Below are 20,555 nucleotides of genomic sequence, written 5' to 3'. Positions count from 1 at the left end.
TTGTTGGTGTCGAGAGAGTTAAAAACTACGGCATTGTTCTGATTTATTGCCTTTGACTTGGTTGTTGCTGCCATTAATTGAAAAAGCATTTTCAAGACAAATTAAATTACCTGCGATTTCGTTATTATTTAGCACAATATTGCCGTTATTTTTCTTTAATTTCAGGTCGCCTGAAATTTGGTTATTGAGGAGTTGGATGTTTTTCCCTGTCGTAAAATCGACATTGCCATTGATATTGTTATGATTGGCAATGATCTTGGTAAAATTTTTATTCGATTCAATATTGCCTTTGATGTGGTTGTCATGTAGTTCAACACTGGCGCCATTTTCTAAAATCACATTGCCATGAACAATTAAACCCTCAAGCTGACAATTTTTTTTGACTTTAATATCCTCACGAATACTTTGGTTTTTAATTTCACCTTCGCAGTTCACGGCAGCAAAAGTCGTAAACGAACATAAAATTAAACTGATCGAGACGAAATATTTTTTCATGGGCTTACATCTTCCTGAAATAAGCAATTGACCTAAAATTCAAGTTAAAAATACTGAAATACCGACAAAGATGTAAGTCTAGACCATCAGGTTTGCGGCGCATTTTTATTATATTTGTGTAAGCTCTAACTTGATGAATATCTACAGATATGTGGAAAGTGCTAGTACGTTAAAGTTGTATGAATAAAGTGTGAACTGCGTAGGGTGTATAGATGTATATACTCGCAGATAATAGGCATAAAAAAACCACGCTAAAAGCGTGGTTTTTGAATCAGTTCAATCTAATACAGATTAGATTTTACCAACTAGGTCGATTGAAGGAGCAAGAGTTGCGTCGCCTTCTTTCCATTTAGCTGGGCAAACTTCGCCTGGGTGAGCGTGTACGTATTGAGCTGCTTTAACTTTACGAAGAAGTTCTTGAGCATCACGACCGATACCACCAGCGTTGATTTCAACGATTTGGATTTTACCTTCTGGATCGATAACGAAAGTACCACGATCAGCAAGACCGTCAGCTTCGATTAATACGTCAAAGTTTTTAGCAAGAGTCCAGTTCGCATCACCAACCATTACGTATTGGATTTTTTTGATTTCTTCTGAAGAATCGTGCCAAGCTTTGTGAGTGAAATGAGTGTCAGTAGAAACTGAGTAGATTTCAACACCTAGTTTTTGGAATTCTGCATAGTTGTCAGCAAGGTCACCAAGTTCAGTTGGGCAAACGAAAGTGAAGTCAGCTGGGTAGAAGAATACAACAGACCATTTACCTTTAAGATCAGCTTCAGTTACTTCGATGAATTGACCATTTTGGAATGCTTGTGCTTTAAACGGTTTAACTTCAGTATTAATTAAGCTCATCATTGTCTCCATGATTGAGGTTTGTTTTTGATTTCCAATAGGGTACAGAAATTTTTCTTATTGCTGAAATAGTATTTTTACATAACTAATATCGGAAAATCCGAATTAATAGTGATTTACTCATTTCCCAATAGACCAGTATTTCATCTCATTTAACCGCAGTTGTGTGAGGATTAAATGACAGGAACTACCCTAAACGTCCTACACAGACATGAAGTCACACCCCTTAAAATTCAAGGGTAAAATTTAAAAAAAGTGATTTAAATTTTTCTATTGTTGATTTAATCCATCTTTAGGCATGCCGATTCGCTCATCAGCGAAGCATTTCTTTTGTTCAATTAGGCGGATGAAGGGGGATATGGCGAATTCATCCTATTTTCAGATTTGAGATCTAAACCGCACCACGCCAGTCGCGCCAGATAAATTCACTTCGGGTTTTCAATTGTTGCATTGGGAAATGCGATGAAACCGAGTAGAATATCGGGTTTCATGTAGTTGTAAGGCGTATTCTTGGTGGCGAAAGATTTAAATGTAGATCAGATGGTGATGGCTCGTGATGTTCACCGTTTAAATCGATTGCGTAAGGGAAAAGACGCCAACGAAAAGCAGCATAAAGAACTGTTTGAAAAGTCGAATGCGAAAGTGCGCGAACGGATTGCCCGCATTCCAAATATTAAATTAAATCAAGACTTACCTGTTACGCAGTATGCGGACAAACTAATTGAAGCGATTCAGCAGCATCAAGTGATTATTGTGGCAGGTGAAACCGGTTCGGGTAAAACAACACAATTACCGCAAATTGCAATGCTTGCAGGTCGTGGTTTAACGGGTTTGATTGGTCATACTCAACCCCGTCGACTGGCTGCACGTAGCGTTTCGCAACGTATTGCAGAAGAAGTGGGCGAAAAGCTAGGAGAGTCGATCTCCTTTAAAGTTCGTTTCAATGAACAAGGTTCACAAGATTCAATCGTTCGTTTGATGACTGACGGTATTTTATTGGCTGAACTGGCTAATGACCGATTCTTAAATAAATATGACACGATTATTATCGATGAAGCGCATGAACGTTCGCTGAATATCGACTTCATCATGGGCTATCTCAAACAGCTCTTGCCTCGTCGTAAAGATCTCAAAGTCATTATTACTTCAGCAACTTTAGACGTAAATCGATTCTCGAATTACTTTAATGGGGCACCTATTTTTGAGGTGGAAGGTCGAAGCTTCCCTGTAGAGTTGCGTTATCGTCCGATTTCTGAGCTGAGCATTATCGGTAGTGATGATGATGAATTTGACGATTTTGAAGAAAATTTACCCCGTGCCGTGGTTTCGGCCGTAGAAGAATGTTTTCAAGATGCGCAGGAAAAAGGTCATCCTGAACATGCTGACATTTTGATTTTTGCCAGCACTGAACAAGAAATTCGTGAGTTACAGGAAACACTGCAAAAGTTTGGGCCACATCATACCGAAGTTTTACCTTTATATGCTCGATTGGCTTTGGCAGAACAGCAAAAGATCTTTAATCCATCGGGTGGTGGGCGACGTATTATTATTGCCACCAACGTGGCAGAAACTGCTTTAACTGTACCGAATATTCGCTACGTAATTGATAGTGGCTTTGCACGGATATCCCGTTATAACTATCGTTCACGTGTACAACGTTTACCGATTGAGGCTGTATCGCAAGCGGCAGCAAATCAGCGTAAAGGTCGTTGTGGTCGTATCGCACCGGGTGTGTGTATTCGACTGTATTCAGAAGAAGACTTTATGAGTCGTCCTGAATTTACCGAACCGGAGATTAAACGAACCAACTTGGCCTCGGTTATTTTGCAAATGCAAAGTTTGGGCTTTGGTGAATTAGAAGACTTCGATTTTATTGAGCCGCCAGATCATCGTTTGGTGAATGATGGTCGTAAGCTTTTGATTGAGCTTGGGGCGATGGTTGAGAAAGGGAAAGCCCCTCTTTCGCAAAGAGGGGTTGGGGGGGATTCTATTGAAAGTAATCCCCCTAAATCCCCCTTTACAAAAGGGGGACTTCCTCCGACGAAGGGTGGTGGTTTAACCAAAATTGGTCAGCAAATGGCGAAAATGCCAATCGACCCGCGTCTTGCACGGATGATTTTGGGCGGAGCGCATTTTGGCGTATTAAATGAAGTCTTGATTATTGTCGCTGCTTTAGCGGTACAAGATCCACGTGAACGTCCTGCGGATAAACAAATGCAGGCCGATCAGAAACATGCTTTGTTCCGTGAAGCTGACTCGGATTTCTTGTTCTATATCAAATTATGGGAAGCTTTGGTTGCTAACCGTGACATGAGTGAGAATAAGCGTCGAACCTTTGCACGCAACCATTTCCTTAGTTGGTTACGCCTCCGTGAGTGGAAAAAAACCCATGAGCAATTGGTGGATTTGGCTCAGGGCTTAAAACTGTCCTTTAATGAAAAGAAGGCCAATTATGAAAATCTGCACCGTGCGTTATTAACGGGTTTACTTTCATTTATTGCCAACAAAACCGATGAACGTAATGTGTTCATGGCAGTGCGTCAGCAAAAGGCACGCATTTTCCCTGCATCAACTTTGCATAAAACCAATACACCTTGGGTCATGGCTTTTGAGATGGTTGAGACCTCTCAGGTATATATTCGAACGTTGGCGAAAATTGAACCTGAATGGATTTTATTGGCTGCAGGCGATTTATTGAAGCATCATTATTTTGAGCCGCATTGGTCGAAAAAAGCTGGTGTGGTGAATGCTTATGATCAAATTTCTTTATTTGGTTTGATTATTGAGCCACGTCGTCAGATTAATTATGAAAAAGTGGATCATCCGGCGGCGCATGAAATTTTCCTACGCGATGCGTTGACGACGGGACATTTGGGTATTACGCCGCCGTTCTTAAAACACAATTTATTAAAACTCGAAGAAGTTGAGCGTGTTGAAGATAAACTGCGTCGTCGTGATTTGGTGGTGGATGAAGAAACCATCTACCAATTTTATGCTGCAAAAGTGCCTGAAGAGGTGGCAAGTCGTCGTAGTTTTGAAGACTGGCGTGCAACTGTAGAACCGAAAAATCCACGGCATTTATTTATCGATGATGATGCACTTTGGATGAATGACCGTCCAACGACCCAGCAATTTCCAGACTACCTACGTAATGGTGAACTGCGTTTGGCTGCAAGTTATCGTTTTGACCCAAGTCATGATGAAGATGGCGCAACGGTCAAAATTCCAGTTCAAGCTTTGCCGCAAGTGGATGAAAATATTTGGTCATGGGGTATACCTGGTTGGCGACAAGACCTGATTGAAGCTTTACTTAAAGCATTGCCAAAAGATAAGCGCCGTCATTTGGTGCCAATCCCAGATACAGCGCGTAAATTGATGGATCGTGTCGATGCCGTGCATTTGCGCGAGCATATTTTTAGTTTCTTGGCGTTCCAACTACGTGGTGAGCAAATCACAGATAAGGACTTTTCTTGGGAACGCGTTGAGCAATATCTGCTGCCTTTAATCAAAGTCATTGATGAAAAAGGCCGTGTGATTGAGCAAGGTCGTGACCTAGATGAACTCAAAGCTCGCTGTCGTACTGAAACTCATAGCCCAGTCAAACAGTTAAAAGGTGAGTTTAAAACCTTCCCTGATAATTTTGTGTTCGAAGCATCACAAAAAGTCACGGGTGTGCTGGTGAAACAATACCAAGCGCTTGTTCCAGTCAAAGGCTTTGCGGAGTTGGATGCCAAAGACGAATCTGGTGTGGTGATTCAGACTTTCAATGACCAATTTGAAGCAGTCAAACAACACCGCGAAGGGATCATTCGTTTGGTTCATATGCAGCTGGGGGACTTAGTTCGTCAGTTGAAAAAACAGATTTCTAAACCCTTGGCATTGGCTTATTCACCGCTAGGTGACAAAGCAAAACTAGAGCAAATGTTAGTTTATGCCACACTTCAGCTTGCAATAAATGAGCTACCTGTCAATGTGCAGGAGTACCAAAACCTAATTTTAAATGTAAAGAAATCTTTCTTAACCCATGGGCAGCAAGCGTTAGCCGTTTTAACTGAAACCTATATTCAATGGCAGGATATACGTCGGAAATTGTTGGTTTTAGATGATTCTGTGTTTGGAAAGAACATTGATGACATTGAAGATCAACTCGATTTGATGCAACTTTCAGATTTTGTTTATGGCAAAACTTCCGATGTGTGGCTCGAATTTCCAAGATATTTGAAGGCATTAGTCTTGCGTTTAGACCGCTTGCCAAATAACCTACAAAGGGACAATTCTGCCATTGATCAAGTTGACCCATGGATGGAAAAATTATTTAAGTTTAAAAATGACACTCGCCTTAAAGAATTGTATTTCATGGTTGAGGAGTTACGCATCTCTATTTTCTCTCAACCAATGAAGACCAAGATGCCAATTTCTCCATCCCGCTTGCAAAAAGTATGGGATAAGCTCGGAATCAGTTAAGATATAGGTAATTTCTAAAAGGAGTTTTACATGGGCATCCGCATTACGGGTACAGGTCTTTATCATCCAGAAGACGTAATTACTAACGAAGAGTTAGTTGAAGCTTTAAATGCTTATGTGGAACAGTACAACAGCGACAATGCTGAAAAAATTGAAGCCGGTGAGCTAGAAGCGCGCCGTGGTTCAAGTGCAGAATTTATCGAAAAAGCGTCTGGCGTGAAAGCACGTTATGTTGCTGAAAAAAGCGGTATTTTAGATCCAAAACGTTTACGCCCAGTGTTACATGAGCGTCCAAATGATGAAATTTCGCTACAAGCGGAATGGGGCGTAGCTGCTGCAAAGCAAGCGATGGAAAATGCGGGTGTGACTGCTGAAGACATCGATGTTGTGATCTTGTCATGCTCTAACATTCAACGTGCATATCCAGCCGTTTCAATTGAAATTCAAACTGCGTTGGGTATTCAGGGTTATGCCTATGACATGAACGTTGCATGTTCAGCTGCAACTTTTGGTATCAAGCAAGCCTATGACGCGATCAAATCAGGCGCTCGTCGCGTGTTATTGGTAAACGTTGAGATTACATCTGGGCATACAGATTTCCGTATGCGTGACTGTCACTTCATCTTTGGTGACGTTGCAACGGCTTCGATCATTGAAGAAACTGAAACCAAAGCTGGTTTTGAAGTGTTGGATATTGACCTGTTTACACAGTTCTCAAACAACATTCGTAACAACTTCGGTTACTTAAATATGAGTGAAGTCGATGCTGACATCGACAACAACCGTTTCCGTCAAGACGGTCGTAAAGTATTTAAAGAAGTGTGTCCATTAGTGGCGAAAATGATCACCAAGCAATTGGATGACAATAAAATTGCGGCAACAGATGTAAAACGCTTCTGGTTACACCAAGCAAATGCCAGCATGAATGAATTGATTCTGAAACTGGTTGTGGGTAAAGAACATGCTCAGCCAGACCTTGTACCAATCATTCTTGATGAATTTGCCAATACTTCATCAGCAGGTGTCATTATTGCATTGCACCGTACTGCGAATGAAGTAAACCATGGCGAATACGGTGTACTTTGCTCATTTGGTGCAGGCTACTCAGTAGGTTCTGTACTTGTTCAAAAACATGATGCTGCCTAAGGTCAGCACATTTGCAGGTTGAACATGATGCAAAATGGATAAAGCGTTTAAGCGCTTTATCCCGCATGTATTTCACGCCAACGTTTTTGGGCGCTGAATATATCGATGCATCTAAACCTGCAATGTATGTAGGGAATCACACAATTTACGGTGTACTCGATTCACCGGTGATTATTGATTATCTCTACAATGAACATAAAGTGGCTGTGGTCAGTATTGCTGATCATAGCCATTTTTATTTGCCTGGTTGGCGTGGCATGGTCAAAAAGTTCGGTGCAGTCCAAGGTATTCAGGACTATGTCAGAACAGTGATGCAACAAGGTTATTCCATTTTGGTTTTTCCCGGTGGCGGTCGAGAGGTTTTGAAACGCAAAGGCGAAGCCTATCAACTGATCTGGAAGCAACGTTATGGCTTTTTAAAACTGGCGCAAGAATTTAATTATGACATCGTGCCTTTTGCTGCTTTAGGTGGGGATGAAGTCTTTGAACTGGGTTTTGATGCCAGTGTGATCGTTGAACATCGTTGGTTTAAACAACTATTAAAAATACAAAAACTCGATAAATTATTACGCCATGGTGATGTGATTCCGTCTTTACCCAAACGGATTATCCCCAAGCGCATTCCGTTCTATTTTCAATTTTTACCCCGTCAAAGTTTAAGTCATATTCAGAGTGTGGAGGATTTAAAGCGTTATCGAGAGGCTCTACAACAAGATATTTACACTGCGATAGAACAGCTCAAAAAAATCCGTGCAGAACAACATTCTACAGATCAATAATAGTGACTACTCTGAAACTTTACCCATTTTTTATCCGTCACAGCTCAAAATCATGGTGAATTTTGTCACAACAATAGCCTTTAGATTATTTTATTTAACGCCTTCGTATTGACCTTTTGTACAGCTATTTGGCCGATTAATGGCAGTAGTCGGAGCATTAAACTTTGACTATAGTGAAGGTTGCAAAATAATCAACGATCGTTAGGGCGGAAGATGGAACAGAACAGCTTGACCCCGCAGCTTGAGCATATTGCTCGGCAACTTATTCGAATATCTCCAAGTTTAAAGCAGTTGTATCAAGAGCAAATGGATCTTGCTACAGCACTCAATTCACAAAATATCTTTAAAATTGAGCAAGAGCAGCACCGCATTCAACTGTGTAATGGACTGTGGGCCTTACAACTACAAAGTCGTGAATCAATTGGTTATCAGTTTCCTAGAAGTTCGTTTAGACTTATCAAAATTGCTGAATTGCATTCGACAGTGCCTTGTATTGAGACAATAGAAGATTTCTTATTTCATGAATTATATTTTTTTACTGGAGACCTAAAGCCGCAACATTCACTTTTGCTCAGAGAAAAAGCACAGCAGTTTAGACAATTGATCTTACAGTCGATTTTTCAACATCTAAATGGGCCAGCGCGTGTTCAGCAGTTTTTAGCACAGATGACAGCAGTTGAAGCGCAAATTTTTGATCAGCTGATGCAAGAGCAGCAGATTTATCAGACACCGCTATTACAAACGTATATCGAATACCAAATCTGTCTACCACTTTGGTTGATGCAAAAGATTGAGCAGATGTTTGCGCTTCATTCACTTACAGAAGCTGAAATATTGCCGATACAGCTCTTGATGGATAGTTTGGACGAGATTTGTTTTGCTACAGCACAATTTTTAGATCCGACCATATACCGGATCATGAGTTTGAGCTATGAAGATCGGTTCAATTTACAAGAATTAAATGAACATATAGAAGATATTATTTTGTTGCTCGACCATGCATATGAGCGTCCCAATTTGCTGGGTTTTATTCGTTTGATGCATCGGGATGTTTGGGCAGAGCAGGACATATTAAGCCATAGCAATTTTGTGCAAGCCACAGCAATTTGGCAAAAAAAATGTGGAAAACTCCCTTTACTCGACAACAACCGTGCAGTGCGATGGATGTTCAAGCAGTCAGCCGAAGTGTTGGATTGGCTGAGTCGTAATTTTCAACACAGTAATGTACGAGTGGCTGTGACGGCATTAAGTTTTGTCGATACGCAGCATATTCATCCCGCATTGATTCTTGCAACCCTACAACATTTTCAATTTGTTGCAGCGCGCTTATTTATTCAAAATTGCCATACGATTGCGCATGAACATGATTGGTTTAATCATGAAAAAAATCTACAGTTTGTTTTACAGCGAAAATATCAGCAGCATGATGACCATCGTGTAGTGATCAGCCCATCGATTTTGTATTTAGATGAGTGGTTGATCTTAATGCGACAGGTGTTAGGCGCGGAGGATCAGGCCATAAAAAAAGTCTATCTACCTTTGAGCCGTATTATGCAGGCCTATCTGCAACATTTAGTACGTTGTACGCAGCATTTACCGCAGGCTTTGATGGATTATATCCGTCCAGAAACCCAAGAAAATCGCCAGTTTTTAAGTATGTTACGACAGCATAAAATTCAACTGCAGGATTTTCGAAATTTATTTTATTTAAAGCATGCTAATTTAAGAGTATCTGTATTTGATGCATATGTGCGTGACTATGTTAGTGCGACTTATTCTACAGGTCATACAGTCCCTAAAAATATTACCTGGAATGGGGTCTTTCATCAGGCGGTGCATTGGCATGCTAAGCAACAAAAGCAAGAAATGTTAACTCAATTAAAGCGTAAATTTGCGACAACAGTCTGGCAGCCATTTACAACAGAAGACAAAATATATTTTCAAGATTGGGTCTTTGAAGAATTAAAAACCATCGATCGAATTATTGATGAATCTATTCACTTTAAACATTGTTTGGCATCAAGTTATAGCGCCAGTATCATTGCAAGAGTATATGTAGCTTTTCATATGTACCATCCCATTTTGCATGTATCGATGACTTTGGGCTGTCATGTGCAAAACCACATTTTGGTTTTTGATCAACTTGAGTATTCAAATAATACCCAAGCAGAAATAGAAAAAGTAAATATCGCCAAAGAATTTTTAAATAGGTTCAATAGCTTAAAGTAAGATTGGCGAAATACGGATTTAGGAAACTGTGTTGTGCGCTTAACTTTTGAGTCAAAAATCGTTAGGCTATAGCCGTTCTTTTACGGTATAGGTCTTATGAAACAAGAAACTGCACTCAAGCTGCTCAAAGCAGGCGAAAATGTGTTTTTAACAGGTTCGGCTGGTGCAGGGAAAACTTATACTTTAAATCAGTACATCAATTATCTAAAAGCGCGCAAAGTGCCGGTGGCAATTACGGCTTCTACAGGGATTGCTGCAACCCATATGAATGGCATGACAATTCATACATGGGCAGGGATTGGGATTAAAGATGCGATTTCCGAAGATGAGTTAAAGCGCTTAAAAGAACGTAAATATTTAAAAGAGCATTTGGAAAATGCCCAAGTTTTAATCATCGATGAAATTTCGATGTTGCATGCCAAGCAATTAAACTTGGTGAATAAAGTTTTAAAATTTTTTAAAGACAGTGAAGATGCTTTTGGGGGGATTCAAGTCATTGTTGCAGGTGACTTCTTCCAGTTACCCCCTGTGGGACGCAAAGGTGAATTAAACCGTGACAAGTTTTGCTTTATGTCTGAGGCATGGGTAGAAGCGAAGTTTCGCGTGTGTTATTTGACCGAACAACATCGTCAGGGTAATGACTATCTCAATGATATTCTAAATGCGATTCGTGCTCAGCAAATTACGGGCGATCATTTGCATGCTTTAAGGCAGACAAGTTCACAAAATATAGGTGAAACCTTTACGCGCTTGTATACCCATAATATGGATGTAGATAGTATTAACTATAAACATCTAAATGAAATTGAACAGGAATCTCGCCAGTTTGATGCTCAATGCGATGGTAATGACAAACTGATTGAAACCTTAAAATCTTCAGTGCGTGCGCCGGAAACTTTGACCTTAAAGAAAAATGCTAAAGTGATGTTTGTAAAAAACAACTTTGACGTGGGCTATATCAATGGCAGCCTCGGTGAAGTGATAGGTTTTGAAGAAGATGATGAATATGGCATCTTGCCTAAAGTAAAACTTACGGACGGCACGACCTTAGTGGTCGAACCTGAAACATGGTCTGTCGATAATGATGATGGTAAAACCATTGCCAGTTTCCAACAAATTCCACTGCGTTTGGCCTGGGCGATTACCATTCATAAATCTCAAGGGATGACCCTTGCAGCGGCTGAAATTAACTTGACCCATACTTTTGAGAAAGGTCAGGGTTATGTGGCATTGTCGCGTTTAAAAACATTAGATGGTTTGCGTTTACTTGGTTTTAATGAACAAGCCTTAGAACTCGACAGTTTGGCGATTAAAGCCGATCGACGCTTTCAGGAACTCTCTGACGAAGCGGAAACCAATTTTGCAGAGGCTGATTTAACCGTACAACATAAAGCCTTTATTCGCCACTGTGGCGGAACACTGAATGAAGTGGAAATCGAGCGCAATGAAAAGAAAATTGCCAAAACTGGTGTGAAACAAAGCTTTGCCACAGCGACTTTAGATCAAACTCGTGAGTTGTTTGAGGAAGGTTATGAAATTCAAGATATTGCTGTGGAGCGTGGTTTAACACAAGCTACGATTATTAATCATTTGGCTCGTCTGCAAAAAGAGCAAGGTTTGGATATCTCGGTGGCACATCCGGGAGAAGATGTGGTTGAGCAGGTGCGTAAAATCTATAAACGTTTGGCGAAACGACAAGACCCAGCACATTATAATGATGACGGCACGGTTAAGTTGCGTCCAATTGTGGAGTTAACCAGTCCACGCATGGGATATGACCAAGTTCGTTTGGCTTTATTATTTGTGGAATAATGGATATATGGTGCATACGAAAAATACTGATGAATAAAGTGTGGTTAATATCGTTCAATAGATTTAACAGTAGACTGTCTAAAGGATTCGTATTTTTCCTAAGCGATGGTTTACACTGTAGCAAGTTAATTTGCTAACGATTTGAATTATGACTTTTAGTGCATGGTATTCACTGCGTAAATTTGTCTATAACAATTTACATAATGATGATTATGAAACTAAATTTAGTCATTTTCTCAACTATGCTTTGATATTGCTGATTTTAGGTAATGCTGCTGCGGTTTTACTCGAATCGGTCAATGATATTTATTTGTCTTATCAAGTTTACTTTGATTTTTTTGAAAATTTTTCAATCATTGTATTTAGTGTTGAATACGTATTGAGGCTTTGGTCGATTGCAGATAAAGACCCATTTTACTCCGCTTGGCGTAATCGTTTGAATTGGGTAAAAAGTGGTGGCGCAATTATTGATTTATTGGCAATTTTACCTGCATATCTAAATTTCTTTGTCCATTTTGATTTGCGTTTTTTACGTATTTTACGATTACTGCGTTTATTAAAATTAACTCGATATTTTGTGTCGTTGCAAATTTTGTTACGTGTCATTGAACGTGAAAAAGGTTCATTTCAAGCTGTTGTTTTTATTTTATTTATTATGATTATTATGGCCGCAGCTGGGGTGTATTTAGTTGAGAGTAAAGCACAGCCAGAGGTCTTTAGTTCTATTCCTGCGTCCATGTGGTGGGCTGTTGTTACTTTAACGACGGTCGGTTATGGCGATGTAACACCGATAACCCCTGTTGGGCGGATATTAGGTGCAATGATTACGATATTAGGGGTTGGCTTGGCAGCATTGCCAGCAGGTATTTTAGCCAATGGTTTGGCACATGAATTGGAGCAACGCAAACAACAATTAGAACTCAGTTTTCGTGAGTTGATTCAAAATCGTGAAATTGATTTTGTACTTGAGCCTGAAAAAATCGAAGAAATCCGAAAAACAGTGGGTTTAACCCGTGAGCAAACACAGGATATTATTTGGCAATTGTTACGTGAGCAAAAAGAGGAATCATTAAAGCAGGAGCGTGAGCAGTATGCATATTGCCCGCATTGTGGAAAAAAATTACCTGATTTGTAATGTGAAAAAAACACATTAGCTAAAGATGATTCAGTAAAACTTGATGAAGTATATTCATGTGAATAAAAAATAGTTAAATAAAATTTATGATGAATATGATTCATAAATATCATGATATGATAAATATAATTTAAAAATACTGATTTTCAGCTCATTCAGTATGTCGTTTGTGGAACTCATTATGTTGGAATTACGCCATCTCAAAACATTATTGGCACTCAGAGAACATGGTTCTTTGGTCGCTGCATCTAATGATCTGTGTTTAACGCCTTCTGCACTTTCACACCAGTTGAAAGAGCTTGATCATTGGTATGGGGTAGAGGTGGTGAACCGACGGACACGTCCTGTGACCTTTTCGAATGTTGGGCAACGTTTACTACGCCTTGCCGATGACATTTTGCCGCAAGTTCAAATTGCGCAATCGGACATTACACGTATTGTGCATGGTCAAACCGGCCGAATTATTTTTTCTTCTGAATGTCATAGTTGCTTTGACTGGCTCATGCCGTTATTGAATGTCTACCGTCAACAATACCCCGATGTAGATTTAGACTTTGCCTCTGGCTTTGAAGCCAATCCGCATGAACTATTACAAACGGGCGAGTTTGATCTTCTGATTACGGCAGATCCGATCAATTTAAAAGGTGTGGAATATTTCCCTATCTTTGAATATGAGTCTCGTTTGGTACTGTCAAATACGCATCCATTGGTTCGTGCAACAAATGTGACTGTTCAAGAATTAGCAGAAGAAACGCTGATTACCTATCCGGTCGATAAACATCGTTTAGATATCATGGCGAAATTATTTTTACCGGCCAATATTCAGCCTAAACACGTCCGTACCACAGATTTGACCCAGATGCTGATTCAGTTGGTTGCAAGTGGTCGTGGTATCGCGGCATTACCTGATTGGGTGGTAAATGAATATGAACAAAAAGGTTGGGTGACCTCTCGACGCTTAGATTGTGTTTCACCTGAAGGTTTAAGACGGACTTTGTACGCCGGTTATCGTACCGAAGAGGCTGAAAAAAGCTATTTTGAAGGCTTCCTAAAACAGTTGGCCAAATTCTCACAAAAACGCAATCAATATTATTCCAACTAAGGAGGAGCTATGACTCAGAGTCTTTTTGTATACGGGACATGACGTCTAGGTCAGCCCAATGCTCACGTGATGGATCGCATTGGTGGCGAGTGGAAGAAAGGTGTGGTGTGGGGTGAATTAGAAGATAAAGGCTGGGGTGCGGCGATGGGCAGTCCGGGCATTCGTTTATCGAAGGCAGGTCATGCGATTGAAGGCTATGTTTTTATCTCTGAAAACTTAGCCGCACATTGGGCTGCTTTAGATGAATTTGAAGGTACTGAATATCAACGTGTTGCTGTCGATGTACAACTGGAAGGCGGAGAATGGATGCAGAGTGAAATTTATGCCTTGAAATAATATCGTGAGGGAGAGTCGTAAAATACGTGGGCCATCCATACATCATGACTTTCCCCAACCTTCGATATGTGTATCGATGATTCTGCTTGCTCTGTTGTTTCCTTGAGTGCAATTTTTTAAAGAGCCGTATCTAAAAGAGTTGTATCTAAAGTGCTTGAATGCACAGAAATCACTTTAAGATCGCTATACAAGTGGATGAATAATTTTTAGAATTGAGCTGTATCTCACATTGAACCCTGTTTGAACTCAATCATGCCCAATTCTATAGAACCCTCACCAACTCAACTCATGTCTGTGATTCAAACTCAGACAGCTATTGCCAAACTGGGTTTAGATCTAAATGCAGTGATGACCGTAGTGGCAGAACAGGCGCAGCAGATTACACATGCTAAAGGTGCAGTTGTAGAGTTGGCTGAAGATGGTGATATGGTCTATCGTGCAGTGTCTGGTGGGGCGAGTCATTTACTGGGTTTAAGACTTCATATTGAAAATAGTTTATCGGGTCTATGTATAGCGCAAAAACAAACACTGTATTGCCAAGATTCGGAAACAGATGCACGGGTAGATCGCGTGGCATGTCAACGTGTTGGATTGCGTTCGATGGCAGTAGTGCCATTGATTCATTGTGATGAAGGTGTCGGTGTTTTAAAGATTTACTCTGACCAAGTCGATGCCTTTCAGGAAGCTGATTTACATATATTGAGTTTGATGTCTGAGTTGATCGCTGCGGCGATGTACCATGCAACACGTTTCGGTGCGACAGAGTTATATAAATTGGCGACTCAAGATAGCTTAACAGGCTTAGCCAATCGGGCTTTGTTTGTCGACTTTTTACGCCAAGGGATAGAAAAAGCACGTGCGCAGAAAAAAGTACTGGGTATCTTGATGATTGATATGGATGGTCTGAAGCCGATTAATGATCAGTTTGGACATCGCATTGGGGATGCTGCACTGAAAGAAATTGCACAGCGCATTTTGCGTGAAACACGTCAAGATGACTTGGTTGCACGCTTGGGCGGTGATGAATTTGCTGTGATTTTAACCAATATTGCCAACTTAGAGCGTGCGCAAACGGCGATGAATCGAATCGCAGAAAGTTGCGGACTGCCATTTGCATTCGAGCAAATGAGCTTGAAAATTGGTGCCAGTATTGGCATGGCTTTATTTCCAGAGGATGCCGAATCCATCGATCAATTGGTGGAAATGGCAGATTTGAAAATGTACGCCAATAAGCGTGAGCGGAAACAAGTTAATATTGAATAACTCACTGCTTAAATAATTCACTAATTGTTATGCAGGTGAATTCCTTCACTACCGCCAAATTATTGAAAGTATCAGAAAAAACATTTTTGATGGGAATACGTGTTGTCTCAAACAATTGCAGATGACATCACGGAATATTATTGTTTAATTTAAATCAAAGTGCGCTTAGCATGTGACGGTGCAAGATGATTGAATAATTGAAAAATCATCTAAGGTCATTTGTTTTTTGACTCAAAATAATATTTTGAATTGTTAAGCTGTGCACTATTGCATGGCGAAAAGAGCATGACAATTCAATGAAAGGGATGTCAAAAGATTTATTCATTATTGCGGCAGGTTTTGTTGCTGCAATGCATATCGGGAAATTACCGCCCGCAATACCTGTATTACAACAGCAACTTGGTATTAGCTTTATTCAGTCTGGTTTATTGCTCTCACTAGTACAGGGTGCAGGAATGTGCTTTGCATTGTTGATTGGTAGTTATATCCAAAAAATTGGATTTAAACTGTGTATCTTATTGGGCTTAAGTCTATTGACGATAGCAAGTGCATGGGGGAGCTTTGCACAAAGCTTTGATGTCTTGTTGCTACTGCGTGTCATAGAAGGATTTGGCTTCTTATTGGTGACACTCACAGGGCCTGCATTTATCCGTCAGCTTGTACCGCTACAGCACATCAGCGCAAAGATGGGGCTGTGGAGTGCCTATATGGGTGGAGGTATGGGCATTGCCTTATTGGTTGCGCCATTTCTAATTGCTCAATATGGTTGGAGTGTGGTTTGGCTCAGTTTCGCTATGATTACTGCAGCATTACTACTCTGTATCGCTATGTTTATTCCTCAGCCTAATGTGGCGCTGAATACAACACCTATTATTGGTCTCATTCGGGATACTCTGAAACATCCTGCAGCATGGCTTTTGGCGCTCATTTTTGGGACATATGCAGGGCAGTGGTTTGCATTGGTGGGCTTCTTACCGATGATTTATGCCCAAAACCAAATTTCAGCAGAACTGGCGGGTGCTTTAACAGCCAGTGTTGCCGTTGCGAATGCTGTGGGCACATGGGGGTGTGGACTGCTATTACAGCGTGGTTTTCAAGCTAAAACTTTAGTCCAACTGGGTTTTGCTGTTTTGATCATTTGCTCCTTAGGGTTTTATCTCTCTAAAGATGCGTTACCTTTTTTACTGCAATATTTAACGGTGTTTAGTTTTTCGCTTTTTGGAGGCTTGGTTGCTGCGACGGTCTTTGCGCAATCACTGCATTTTGCACCTTATCCTGCGGCAATTAGTACGACGGTCGGCATGATTTTACAATGCTCTGCCATATCACAATTTGTTCTGCCACCTGTGATTGCCACTGTGGTTTCACAAACTGGAGCGTGGTTTTGGGCGGGGATCTTGATGTCAGCATTATCATTCGTTGGAATCATGCTTAGTCGACGTTTATTTCAAATGCAGCATGGCTCAAATTAAAATTTTGTTAAACCGCTATGTCAGCAACGGCCTTATTGTTTAATCCCAATCAGTAGCGACAAGATGCCTGCTGCAATGAGTGGGCCGACAGGTACACCACGCAGCATGGCAACACCTGCGACTGTCCCAATCAATAGTCCGGCAACCACATCTGGCTGATTGGACATCAGTTTGACACCACGTCCGCCTAGCCATGCGACAAAGATGCCAATGGCGATTGCGACGAGGGATTTCCAACTTAAAAAGGATTTTAAAATCGAATCACCGGGTATTTTTCCGCTAGCGATCGGCGTGAGTACGCCAATGGTTAAAATAATAATGCCAATGTTTAAGCCATATTGTTGCAGATAGGGGAAAAATTCACTTAAAGGCGTGATGCGGAAAATAATCAAGACACCTGCTGCTATGGTGATCGCTGTATTGTGGCTAAAGATGCCACAAGCCAATAACACCAATAACACGATCAGATTTAAATCCAACTGAGACATAGGATATTCGTGAGAAACTTCAATAAATAATCAATAGTGTAGCGCAGAAACATTAAAAACTGGCGTTCAAGATTATTTCCGCTATTTTTCCTGCAAGTTGGCTCGTGGTTCAGTATAAAATAGCAATATATGGTGTTTATTAGGTTGTTCTATGTTTTTGGAAAAAATGCTGCAATCACAAGGTTTTGGTTCGCGTAAATATTGCCAACAGTTGATTAAAAATGGTGCGGTCGAAATACACGGTGAGATTGTAGATAATCCAAAGCAAAAGCTGGACTTGAATGATTTAACTTACAGTGTGCATGGACAGGACTATACCTATCGTGAGCATATATATATTGCGTTAAATAAACCTCAAGGTTATGAATGTTCGCATCAGGCAACCCATCATTTTAGTGTTTTTGAATTATTTGATGATGTGCTGTTAAATCGTGGTTTGCAATGCGTAGGGCGGCTGGATCAAGACACCACTGGACTGTTGCTGCTTACGGATGATGGTCAATATCTGCAAGCACTGACACACCCTAAAAAGCATGTTGCCAAAGTGTATTCGATGCATACCGCAGATCCTGTGACGCCTGAGCAAATGCAACAATTGCAACAAGGCGTGGAGCTGCGAAACGAAAAAGGCATTTTCGCTGCAACCGATGTACAGCTATTGGCTTCACATCAATTGCAAATGACTGTCCATCAAGGGGTATATCATCAAGTGAAGCGGATGTTGGCGGCTGTCGGCAATAAAGTTGAAACATTACATCGTGCTCAAATAGGACAATTAAAGCTTGAAGATATTGCTGAGGGTGAATGGATCTATTTGAATGCAGCGCAAATTGAACAATCGAAATTTCGTGAAAATCTAAATTCACAGTAATAGGTACAGGGCTTTGATACGTCATCATTTGAAGGATGAATGTGCGGTATTAAAGCCCTTTAATATGTCTGCTATCTACTGATCGAAAGATTCGTTTTTCAACATGCTTTGTTGATGTATTTTAATGCTGAGCAATGCATTAGCGAATAAAGTAATGATAAGTTTGAAATTCATCGTCTTTAATGAAGCCCATCGATTCATAGAGCTGATGTGAGTGATAGTTATTTTTTTGAGTTTCGAGGCTGATTCGAAGCGCGCCTTCATGTTGAGCAAAGAGAACCGCAGTATCGATCAATTGTTTGGCTGAACCTTGACGACGATATATAGGGCTGACATAGACATCATCTAAAATATAGTAAGTTGAACAAGCCACAGATGAAAAGCCTAAATACAGTAAGATAAACCCAGTAATCACATCATCTTTTAAGCAAATAAAAATTACGCTTTCATTATTTTCAAAACGTTGTCTTAGAAATTTATATGAGATATCAAGATTAGAAGAGGTGCCATAAAATTGGCGATATTCATCAAATAAAACAGCAAGTGGATGAAGGTCTGCTTCAGTTGCGCGTCGAACAATCATTTTTTTCTATACTCCATGCTATTTTTATCAGTCTTGCATGAAGCATATCGAATTTTCGAAATTGGTTGATTTATAAATTGTTTATAAATGCGACAGTGTTAAGTTTTGTCACCTTCACCCAAAATTGCATTGAGCTCTTCAAACAAGTCGAGATGATCATCATCTAATAATGGATCATTATTTAAAATTTCTAATTCCGCAGGGCTAATTTCAGTGGTTGAAATGGCTTGAGCTTCTTGTTGTTTTAATTTACGTAACTTAATCAATTGTTCAATATTGATATTTTGGTTTTCAATAGAGAAGGGGATCGATTTGGTTAAAACAACTTGTTTAAAGAATAGACGTACAGCCTGTGCAGGTGTAATGCCTAATTGCTTAAACACGGCAAAGGCCTGTTTCTTTTCCTGTGAATCGAGGCGGATTTGGTAGACTTCAGTTTTTCTCATATTCTTAGAAAGCTTTAAAATACTTAACTTTTCGCATTTATTCTAATCAAAACTGTTATAAATTCAAGAAAGTTTGGCAGTATTTTATCAATTTAATGTAATGACAATAGATTTACAGTGTCAATTCATAGGCAGAACTGAATTGAAAAGCCTGCTCTGTCACAGGATCGATAAACTCAAGCTGTTTCGCAAGTAGTTGTAAAGGTTGGCTGAAATCGTCATCTGCCTTATGTTGTACTACTGGATAAAAGGGGTCATTTTGAATTGGAATGCCCAAAGCATTTAAATGTACACGAAGTTGGTGTTGCTTGCCGGTATGGGGATTTAATTCATACTTAGCGCGGTTTCCATGCTGCTGGATCAGCTGAATGAAGGTTTCGCTGTTAGGTTCACCATCTACTATTTGCATTGTATAAAAAGGTTGACCTTTTTCCATGCGATAGCGAGTTGTGATTGGGAAATTTAATTCATCTCGATAAGCTGCAATGGCATGATAAGTTTTTTGAACTTGGCGCGTGGCAAACATCTGTTGATACAGCCCACGGCTTTCGACACATTTGGAAAACAGCACCACGCCTGCAGTTTCACGGTCTAAACGATGAATCGGCGTTAGCTGTTCAAGCTGCGTTTGCTTTTTGAGTCGAACCAATAAGGTTTCTTGTACATACTGACCGGTTGGACTCATGGTGAGAAAATGTGGTTTATCGGCCACAATGAAATGATCATTTTCAAACAAAATCTGATGCTCAAAAGGAACATGGATTTCATGCGCTAAGAATCGATAATAATAAACATGACGATTGGCTTCAAAAGGACTGTCTATCGTTAAAACGTCACCATTTGCGGCATAGACCAATCCATCCTTAAATCGTTGTTGCCACTCTGCTGCTTGGATATGAGGAAATTGTTCACACAAATATGCATAGACGGTAGAGGCTTGCGTGTGTTGACCGTCTAGGAAGACTTTGCTGGCACTGACACCATTGATCATCGGGGGAGTAAATTCAAAACTGTGCATGAAGAAAGATCTAAAAACTGAGCAAATGAAGCAGAGAACACATCATGAAAAATGCTCAATC

Annotated in this window: 17 protein-coding genes; 11 read left to right on the top strand and 6 right to left on the bottom strand. The window is 40.2% G+C overall.

The annotated features are described in order from the left end of the window. Positions 1-18: 18 nt before the first annotated feature. Complete coding sequence (locus tag FTV37_RS04710; RefSeq protein WP_168378868.1) at positions 19-495, bottom strand: hypothetical protein; 477 nt, start codon at positions 493-495, stop codon at positions 19-21. A gap of 291 nt (positions 496-786) precedes the next feature. Beyond that, positions 787-1,350, bottom strand: a complete 564-nt coding sequence (gene ahpC / locus FTV37_RS04705) for an alkyl hydroperoxide reductase subunit C (protein WP_078193727.1) — start codon at positions 1,348-1,350, stop codon at positions 787-789. A 513-nt stretch (positions 1,351-1,863) separates the two neighbouring features. Here ahpC and FTV37_RS04700 point away from each other — a divergent pair. The 10 genes from FTV37_RS04700 to FTV37_RS04655 all read left to right on the top strand — a co-directional run bounded on the left by FTV37_RS04700 (position 1,864) and on the right by FTV37_RS04655 (position 17,088). Beyond that, a complete protein-coding gene (locus tag FTV37_RS04700; RefSeq protein ID WP_180063148.1) occupies positions 1,864-5,814 on the top strand; it encodes a DUF3418 domain-containing protein in 3,951 nt (1,316 codons plus the stop codon). Positions 5,815-5,844: 30 nt separating this feature from the next. After that, positions 5,845-6,960 carry a beta-ketoacyl-ACP synthase III gene (locus tag FTV37_RS04695; protein ID WP_180026928.1) on the top strand — a complete coding sequence of 372 codons (1,116 nt, stop codon included), beginning with the start codon at positions 5,845-5,847 and terminating at the stop codon, positions 6,958-6,960. Positions 6,961-6,971: 11 nt separating this feature from the next. Continuing rightward, entirely contained in the window at positions 6,972-7,739 is a 768-nt protein-coding gene (locus tag FTV37_RS04690) for a 1-acyl-sn-glycerol-3-phosphate acyltransferase (protein ID WP_180003116.1), read from the top strand. A gap of 213 nt (positions 7,740-7,952) precedes the next feature. Next, on the top strand, positions 7,953-9,968 hold the full coding sequence (locus FTV37_RS04685) for a hypothetical protein (RefSeq protein WP_180063147.1): 2,016 nt from the start codon (positions 7,953-7,955) through the stop codon (positions 9,966-9,968). 96 nt (positions 9,969-10,064) lie between these two features. Continuing rightward, positions 10,065-11,780, top strand: a complete 1,716-nt coding sequence (locus tag FTV37_RS04680; RefSeq protein ID WP_180063146.1) for an AAA family ATPase — start codon at positions 10,065-10,067, stop codon at positions 11,778-11,780. A 148-nt stretch (positions 11,781-11,928) separates the two neighbouring features. Then, a complete protein-coding gene (locus tag FTV37_RS04675; RefSeq protein WP_180007353.1) occupies positions 11,929-12,915 on the top strand; it encodes an ion transporter in 987 nt (328 codons plus the stop codon). A 181-nt stretch (positions 12,916-13,096) separates the two neighbouring features. Then, positions 13,097-14,017, top strand: coding sequence for a LysR family transcriptional regulator (locus tag FTV37_RS04670; RefSeq protein ID WP_078189020.1), 921 nt, complete (start codon positions 13,097-13,099; stop codon positions 14,015-14,017). A gap of 69 nt (positions 14,018-14,086) precedes the next feature. Further along, positions 14,087-14,353, top strand: coding sequence for a gamma-glutamylcyclotransferase family protein (locus tag FTV37_RS04665; RefSeq protein WP_257224203.1), 267 nt, complete (start codon positions 14,087-14,089; stop codon positions 14,351-14,353). Between the two features lie 252 nt (positions 14,354-14,605). Next, a complete protein-coding gene (locus tag FTV37_RS04660) occupies positions 14,606-15,616 on the top strand; it encodes a sensor domain-containing diguanylate cyclase (RefSeq protein ID WP_180003108.1) in 1,011 nt (336 codons plus the stop codon). A 305-nt stretch (positions 15,617-15,921) separates the two neighbouring features. After that, entirely contained in the window at positions 15,922-17,088 is a 1,167-nt protein-coding gene (locus tag FTV37_RS04655; RefSeq protein WP_257224202.1) for a CynX/NimT family MFS transporter, read from the top strand. Positions 17,089-17,120: 32 nt separating this feature from the next. Here FTV37_RS04655 and FTV37_RS04650 read toward each other — a convergent pair whose 3' ends face one another. Next, positions 17,121-17,576: a DUF441 domain-containing protein gene (locus tag FTV37_RS04650; RefSeq protein WP_180003104.1), complete on the bottom strand. Its 456-nt coding sequence runs from the start codon at positions 17,574-17,576 to the stop codon at positions 17,121-17,123. Between the two features lie 151 nt (positions 17,577-17,727). On the opposite strand from FTV37_RS04650, the gene FTV37_RS04645 reads away from it, so the two are divergent. Further along, on the top strand, positions 17,728-18,447 hold the full coding sequence (locus tag FTV37_RS04645; protein WP_180063144.1) for a pseudouridine synthase: 720 nt from the start codon (positions 17,728-17,730) through the stop codon (positions 18,445-18,447). A gap of 139 nt (positions 18,448-18,586) precedes the next feature. Here the strand turns inward: FTV37_RS04645 and FTV37_RS04640 are convergent, their stop codons facing one another. From FTV37_RS04640 to FTV37_RS04630, 3 genes are all read right to left on the bottom strand, one after another. Next, a complete protein-coding gene (locus FTV37_RS04640) occupies positions 18,587-19,030 on the bottom strand; it encodes a GNAT family N-acetyltransferase (RefSeq protein ID WP_180063143.1) in 444 nt (147 codons plus the stop codon). A gap of 98 nt (positions 19,031-19,128) precedes the next feature. Continuing rightward, on the bottom strand, positions 19,129-19,476 hold the full coding sequence (locus FTV37_RS04635; RefSeq protein WP_078189014.1) for a type II toxin-antitoxin system RelB/DinJ family antitoxin: 348 nt from the start codon (positions 19,474-19,476) through the stop codon (positions 19,129-19,131). 112 nt (positions 19,477-19,588) lie between these two features. Then, the gene (locus FTV37_RS04630; RefSeq protein ID WP_180063142.1) at positions 19,589-20,494 is read right to left on the bottom strand and encodes a pseudouridine synthase; all 906 of its coding nucleotides are present in this window, start codon (positions 20,492-20,494) and stop codon (positions 19,589-19,591) included. Positions 20,495-20,555: the final 61 nt, after the last annotated feature.

It is taken from the genome of Acinetobacter sp. YH16042 (assembly GCF_013417245.1).
GTDB classification, from domain to species: domain Bacteria; phylum Pseudomonadota; class Gammaproteobacteria; order Pseudomonadales; family Moraxellaceae; genus Acinetobacter; species Acinetobacter amyesii.
This window is presented reverse-complemented; position numbering and strand designations above follow the sequence as displayed.